The sequence below is a fragment of the Glaciecola punicea ACAM 611 genome (genome assembly GCF_000252165.1).
Taxonomy (GTDB): domain Bacteria; phylum Pseudomonadota; class Gammaproteobacteria; order Enterobacterales; family Alteromonadaceae; genus Glaciecola; species Glaciecola punicea.
This window is the reverse complement of record NZ_BAET01000030.1, coordinates 186,244-193,312: the sequence shown is the minus strand read 5'-3', so window position 1 is coordinate 193,312 and position 7,069 is coordinate 186,244. Positions and strand designations below refer to the sequence as shown.

The following is a 7,069-nucleotide window of genomic DNA, read 5'->3' as shown; positions in this document are numbered from 1 at the left end:
ATGAGTTAATAGAAGAAAGTGGATTACGCGGAAGCGTTGTCGTTGATATAGAAGCGTAAATTATAGTTTTAAAGGACCCAACTCATCATGAATACATCGCTATTCTCTAAAAGATTTATTTGTTTTCTTCGTTGGGGCCTATTAATTTCTCTGCCCTTTACTATTGCCTCTCAGGTTAGCTATGCAAGTGAACCGATATCAATTGAAGTAACCGCGGGCAATGAAATATTGATTGGCCAGTATGCTGATCAATCAGAAAACGTAGCCGCTTTTAAGGGTATTCCATACGCTGCGCCACCAGTAAATCAGCGTCGTTGGCAAGCACCAGAAAAACACCAACCAAGATCAGGAAAACAGTTGGCAATTCACTTTGCCGACGCTTGCTTTCAAGACAACTACAATACTCAATGGTATCAAAAAGTAGGTAAAGCTTTTGGTGCCTCACCTGAGATATTCACTGATCCAACCTTTAGTGAAGATTGCCTATATCTAAATGTTTGGACGCCATCGTTGCACAAGGACAATAAATTACCGGTGATGGTTTGGATCCATGGCGGCAGTAATAAGGCTGGCTGGTCATACGAAGCAAATTATATCGGCGCTCAACTTGCGCAACAAGGACAAGTGATAGTCGTTAGTATTGCCTATCGTTTAGGTGTTTTTGGTTTTTTCTCACATCCTGAATTAACACACAGCACAGCGCCTGCAAATTTTGGCTTGTTAGACCAAATCGAAGCACTGAATTGGATCAATAAGAACATAGCGCAGTTTGGTGGTGACAGTTCAAATATAACGCTCTTTGGCGAATCAGCTGGTGCAGCTAATATTGGTAATTTAATTTTATCACCGCTCGCTGATGGACTATTTCAGCGTGCAATCAGTCAAAGCGGTGGATTCCAGCTGTGGAATAATGCCGATTTAAAAAGCCAGCAAACGTTTGGTCATGACTTAGCCAGTTCTCTGGATATGAAAGACAGTTCACTGTCGATGCTAAAAAAAACCTCGGCAAAAGTTCTTTTTAACAAAGCAAAACAAGATTTCTCTGAATATTACTATGGTGCCGCCGTGGATGGAAATGTGCTTCCTGATACGGCGTTGAATTTGCTTTTTAGGCAAAAGCAAAAAGTTGATCTGCTTATCGGTAGCAATCAAGATGAATGGTTAATGTATTTAGATAATTCCTCCGAAAAACTTGCACAAATGATAAATTCATACCCCAAGGAAATTCAAGACATATTAAAAAAACGAGCACAACAAGAGCCAAGTATTGCGCGGGGACATGATCAAACATCGACCTTAATGGACATGGTTTGCCCGGGCTATGCGTACGCACAACAAATAGCTAAATCAGATAAACGTGCTTATATTTATCGCTTTAAACGAGTTCGAACAGGCAGCGGTGGAGACAAACTGCAGGCCTATCATGGCGCAGAAATTCCCTATGTATTTAATACTCATGATGACTGGCTAACAACAAACAAAGACGACGAAATGCTAACCACGGCGATGATAAGGTATTGGACTAATTTTGCTAAAACTGGGGATCCCAATGATGAAAAATTGACTATTCTGCCTATTTGGCCTCAATTTGATGAAAATGATCCAAAAGTGCTAGCTTTATCAGAGCAAATATCTGTCATTGCTGCACCTGATTTCTCAATTTGTCAAAAAATATTGCCCTTCTTAAAATTAAACTCAAAAAAACTATAATAATAGAGGAGCGTTAACTTGAAGCAACGAATTGATAAAACTGGTTTTGTTGCAACTATTGCTGTGATGTTGTTAATGACGGTACCTTTAATGATTGCACCAGAATTATCATCAACCGTTATGCAACGAGCCTACGAATATATAGGCAGTAATTTTGGTTTTCTGTATGTTTTTCTTGCGTCGACAATATTACCTCTGCTTATTTGGTTAGCCTTTGGTAAATATGGCAGTATAAAATTCGGCGATGCAACTGATAAACCTGAATATAATAATTTTGCTTGGAGTGGCATGTTATTTTGTGCTGGTGTGGGTGCCGGATTACTATATTGGGCGACTATTGAGTGGGCTTTTTACTATCAAACACCTCCGTTTGGTGTTGAACCCATGTCAACAGAAGCGGCTAAGTGGGCATCATCATATGGATTATTTCATTGGGGAATTAGCGCATGGGCCTTTTATTGTTTGCCCACTTTAGCGATTGCTTACCCATATTATGTTAAAAAAATCCCAATGCTAAAGTTCAGCATCAGTTGTCATCACGTATTAGGAGGTAAGGAAAACTCTCTTGCTGGCCGTTTTATCGATTTTCTTTTTCGCATAGCGCTGATTGGCGGCGCAGGCTCATCTTTAGGCTTCTCAACACCTTTGATTGCCGAAGGTATTGCGAGGCTAATTGGTATAGAGTCAAATTTTACGCTTGAGGTCCTCGTGGTCTGCACGTGTGTCGCAATTTTTGCAACAAGTGTTTATTTTGGCTTAGAAAAAGGCATGAAACGATTGAGTTCAGCCAATGTTTGGTTATCGTTCTCATTGCTTGCATTTCTCCTGTTTGCAGGCCCAACAGTATTTATATTCAAAGCGAGTATAAGTGGTCTAGGCACCGTTCTACAAAACTTCATCCAAATGAATACTTGGGCAGACCCTTTTACAGAATCAAATTTTGTTGAAAACTGGACTGTTTTTTATTGGGCTTGGTGGGTCGCCTTTGGTCCATTTGTGGGTATTTTTGTTACTCGTATATCAAAAGGAAGAACCATGAAAGAAGTTATCGTTGGTATGCTCACTTTTGGTACTATCGGTGGCTCACTGTTTTATATGATTTTTGGTAATTTCTCCCTATATCAACAGCTTTCAGGTAATCTGGACGTGATAACGCTTATGAATGAAAGTGGCATACCCGAGGCAATTATTACCGTTTTTGAACAGTTACCCCTGTCTAATATTGTTATTGGCTTATTCTGTATTGTTTGTATTATTTTCGTAGCAACAACTTATGACGCGGCTTCTTATGTCCTCGCCAGCAGCGCGACGGCCGAACTTCCTGTGGGGGAAGACCCTCATCGCCTTCACCGAACATTTTGGGCACTAACATTAGCTTTACTGCCTATTTGTTTAATGTATGTCGGAGGCTACAAAATAGCACAAACTGCTGTGTTAGTGGTGTCATTACCTATTTTATTTGTATATATGATAATGACTTACTCGTTCTTAAGCTCATTAAAAAAAGACTATGGAGCGACTTAAGCATAATCACGGTTAAGCAACCTTAAATTCTACAAATAGCTTCAGCTTCATTGAAGCTATTACTTTTCTCTATTTCGGTGTATTTGTTATGAAAATTTTGTCTAAAACTGTTTTGCCATCACCCTCTTATGCTATTCCTAAATTAGGTATTATTGCCGCCCCTGGCTGGATTGATCCAACCGCTAGAGAATTTTATAGTTTATGCAACCAAGCGGTTGAAATAGCTCAAACGATTATGCCCCCGGTAGGTTTTGATTATAGTTTTGAACAAATAGAACAGCTAGAACCTCATATTAAAACTGCGGCTCAGTTATTAAAAGACTCGGGTACTGAGCTAATCATTCAAGTAGGCCCCGCTTTTTCTTATTTCAATGATTATACATCTGCAGGAGCTCGGGCATTGCAACAGCGTTTAACGGATGCTTGTGGATGCAAAGTCATACTCAATGGTGTCGCTGTACTTGATGCTATACACGATTTAGGTTGTAAGCGTGTAATTCTGGCTTGCCCATACTATAATGAACAATGGAAATTGCGCTTTTTAACATTTTTACAATCTGTAGATTTAGTTATTCAAGGCTGCCAAACATTCACCGAGCAAGGAATATTTGCTTCACAACAAGAAGTTGACATTCGCTATTATGATTTTAGTGCAGAAGAAATAAAACAAAGTCTTCGCCTAGCCCGAGCTTCGGCACCGAATGCTGAAATGGTTTTAGTCGGGGGCGCTGGGCTTAGGTTCTTAAACATTATAGAGGAGCTAGAACAAGAATTTGGTGTGCCCATATTATCTGCCGATATTGCTTTACATTGGGCTACTGCAAAAGCACTAAATATTGACATTACAGATAAAAAACTTGGGCGCTTATTGCGAACAACTAAATCTAGCTAAATCTACCTGCATAGCATTCTCAAACTGACATGGTCTAATTGATCCGGACGTACCGGTTAAGAAAAATATTCAAACGAATTTAGGATAGACGCCATGAGCGGTGGTTGAACAACAATATACCCGAGCTGAAGCAGCAAAAAGTTTGCAAATGAATCCAAATCTGGTAACTCTCTGGATAAATGAAAGCTGCTCGTTTTTATGACAAAGGTGATATCCGGATCGAAGATATCCCCGAACCGACCATAGAACCAGGAACTGTTGGCATAGATGTAGCCTGGTGCGGTATCTGCGGTACCGATTTGCATGAATTCATGGATGGCCCAATCTTTATTCCTCCCTGCGGCCACCCCCACCCGGTCTCGACAGAATCTGCGCCGATAACAATGGGGCATGAGTTTTCGGGTGTGGTTTATGCTGTTAGTGACGGCTTATCCGAAAAAATCGCAGTCAAGCGTCGCTGGGTGCATCCCATTTCTAACGCCATTCCCCTTGATCAAGCCGCTTTGATTGAACCGCTTACTGTTGGCTATCACGCGTTTGTTCGCAGTGGCGCCAAAGCCGGCGATATTGCTCTAATTTGCAGTGGCGGGCCTGTTGGCCTGCTATTGGCGGCTGTATTAAAGGCCAAGGGTATAACCGTTATCCTCACGGAATTGAGCGCGAAGCGTAAGGAAAAAGCAAAAGAAACCGGCGTTTCGGATTATGTTTTGGATCCCTCTGAAGTCAACGTAGCCGAAGAAGTTATGCGGATTACTGAAAATCGTGGTGTCGATGTTGCTTTCAAATGCACCAGTGTCAATGAAGTATTGGATGTACTGGTAGAGACAACAAAACCCAGTGGGACCGTTGTAATAGTATCTATTTGGAGCCATCCGGCAACGGTGAATGTTCATAGCGTTGTGATGAAAGAACTGGACGTTCGCGGAACGATTGCTTATGCAAATAACCATGAGGAAACTATCAAGCTAGTGGAGGAAGGCAAAGTTAATTTGGAGCCTTTCATTACCCAGCGAATTAAACTCGATGATTTAGTGGCAGAAGGTTTCGAGAGGCTGATTCACAACAACGAGTCAGCCGTTAAGATAATTGTTCATCCATAACAGACATCGACAAACGCCTGCTGCTAGGCTAGCAGATTATCCATAGTAAAATTAAGCGCCGCGTCTTTGAAATAATAACCAATATGTTTGCAGGGTCGTCCATGATACGACATCACGGTTACCATCGGCATCAATCAGACCCAGTTCATTGAGTCCAGCAAAAATTTGGTAATCGCTTAGCAGCCTACTAATATTGGCTTATACAAGCAACTTGGTTTGCGATAACAAAGAGCACTACAGTCTAAGGACTCTAATTAGCACCTGTTTTACTTACTAGCTCATGTCTATTACTGAGTCTTTTATCCCGCGGTCTACGTACACATTTTATGAATGTAATAACGACACTCAACATTACGTTGGTTTCACAGCATCCAGTGCGAGATGCAAAGGGCTATTTTGACGGAATCATCAAAAAAATCAGAAGATAAAAATAGTTTAGTAGAAGGCCCTATACTGCCCATTATTTCTAGGCTAACCATGCCGATGATCTTTGGCATCGCCGCGATATTTTCAGTCTCGATTGTGGATACTTATTTTGTAGGTCAATTAGGCACCGACTATCTAGCTGCCTTATCCTTTACTTTTCCTGTCACTATGGCCGTTACCAGTTTATCTGTTGGATTGGGCTCAGGCGCTTCATCGGTCGTATCTCGAGCAATTGGGGCTAACAACAAAACATACGCTAAGCGTCTGTCTACCGACAGTTTGCTGCTGGCAGGTTTGCTGGTTATGTTTATTTCGGCTGTCGGCTACTTCACTATTGCCCCCCTCTTTACCCTGCTAGGCGCCTCCGGCGACGTGCTGACTTACATTACGCAATATATGCGCATTTGGTATATCTCAATGCCGTTTCTCGTTATCCCCATTGTGGCAAATGCCATAATTCGTTCGGTTGGAAACGCGCTCTGGCCAAGCCTTATCATGTTTTTTTCCGCGGGGATCAATATTGCATTAACACCGGCCATGATATTTGGATTTGGCCCAATACCGGCAATGGATATTGAAGGCGCGGCAATAAGCACGATGATAGCGCGCATGGTCACCTTAGTTTTGGCGCTATATGTTGCTTACTATCGTGAACAAATTATTGAGTTGTGTAAGCCCGATTATTACGTATTTGTTGCTTCTTGCAAATCCGTACTCAAAATCGCATTGCCTGCGGGCGCCGGCAGCGTTATCAACCCAATTGGTATAGGGATCGTTACCGCTATTATTGCCGGATACGGTGCCGATACCGTCGCGGCTTTTGGGGTCGCAACAAGAATAGAATCCTTTGCTTGCATTCCTATGATGGCGTTATCTGCCTCTATTGGTCCTATTGCGGGTCAAAACTGGGGAGCAGGAAATAAACAACGGGTGATAAAAGCGCTACAGTATTGTTATCTGATTTGTGTGCTTTGGTCATTAATAATTATTGCAGTGTTTTATGGTTTTGCCGATGTCTTCGCGTCACTGTTAGCATCTAGCGACAGCGTCGCATCTAAATCCACAGATTACTTACTTATTGTTGGTGTCAGTTTAGTCGGCTATGGCTGGATTATCGTCTCTTCAGCGGCCCTTAATTCATTAGGAAAGTCAGTCACAGGCTTAAGCTATTATGCGCTAAGAACCTTTGTTTTGTATGTGCCCTTGAGTCTTGCTGCTTCTGTCTGGTTTGATGAGCGTTGGATCTATATCGCAATTTCTACTTCTAATCTAGTTTCGGGTTTCTTAGTTGCAGGCTATACATTACTTTGGCTTAAAAAAGCGAAGCAAGAAGATTGCGATCCTAACTGGTCACTTAATTTATTAAATTGAGTGACCAGTGAACGACAAACATTAGAGCCGGCGCAGCCGAATATAG

At 41.8% G+C, this 7,069-nt stretch carries 5 protein-coding genes; all 5 read left to right on the top strand.

Going from position 1 to position 7,069, the window contains the following annotated elements; all coding sequences use genetic code 11:
• Positions 1–87: 87 nt before the first annotated feature.
• The 5 genes from GPUN_RS11740 to GPUN_RS11720 all read left to right on the top strand — a co-directional run bounded on the left by GPUN_RS11740 (position 88) and on the right by GPUN_RS11720 (position 7,023).
• Entirely contained in the window at positions 88–1,710 is a 1,623-nt protein-coding gene (locus GPUN_RS11740) for a carboxylesterase/lipase family protein (RefSeq protein WP_006007017.1), read from the top strand.
• A gap of 18 nt (positions 1,711–1,728) precedes the next feature.
• A complete protein-coding gene (locus GPUN_RS11735; RefSeq protein WP_006007016.1) occupies positions 1,729–3,234 on the top strand; it encodes a BCCT family transporter in 1,506 nt (501 codons plus the stop codon).
• A gap of 88 nt (positions 3,235–3,322) precedes the next feature.
• Complete coding sequence (locus tag GPUN_RS11730) at positions 3,323–4,126, top strand: aspartate racemase/maleate isomerase family protein (RefSeq protein ID WP_006007014.1); 804 nt, start codon at positions 3,323–3,325, stop codon at positions 4,124–4,126.
• A gap of 179 nt (positions 4,127–4,305) precedes the next feature.
• Positions 4,306–5,226, top strand: a complete 921-nt coding sequence (locus GPUN_RS11725; RefSeq protein ID WP_006007011.1) for a 2,3-butanediol dehydrogenase — start codon at positions 4,306–4,308, stop codon at positions 5,224–5,226.
• A 396-nt stretch (positions 5,227–5,622) separates the two neighbouring features.
• Positions 5,623–7,023: an MATE family efflux transporter gene (locus tag GPUN_RS11720; protein WP_238528980.1), complete on the top strand. Its 1,401-nt coding sequence runs from the start codon at positions 5,623–5,625 to the stop codon at positions 7,021–7,023.
• The last annotated feature ends 46 nt before the right edge of the window (positions 7,024–7,069 follow it).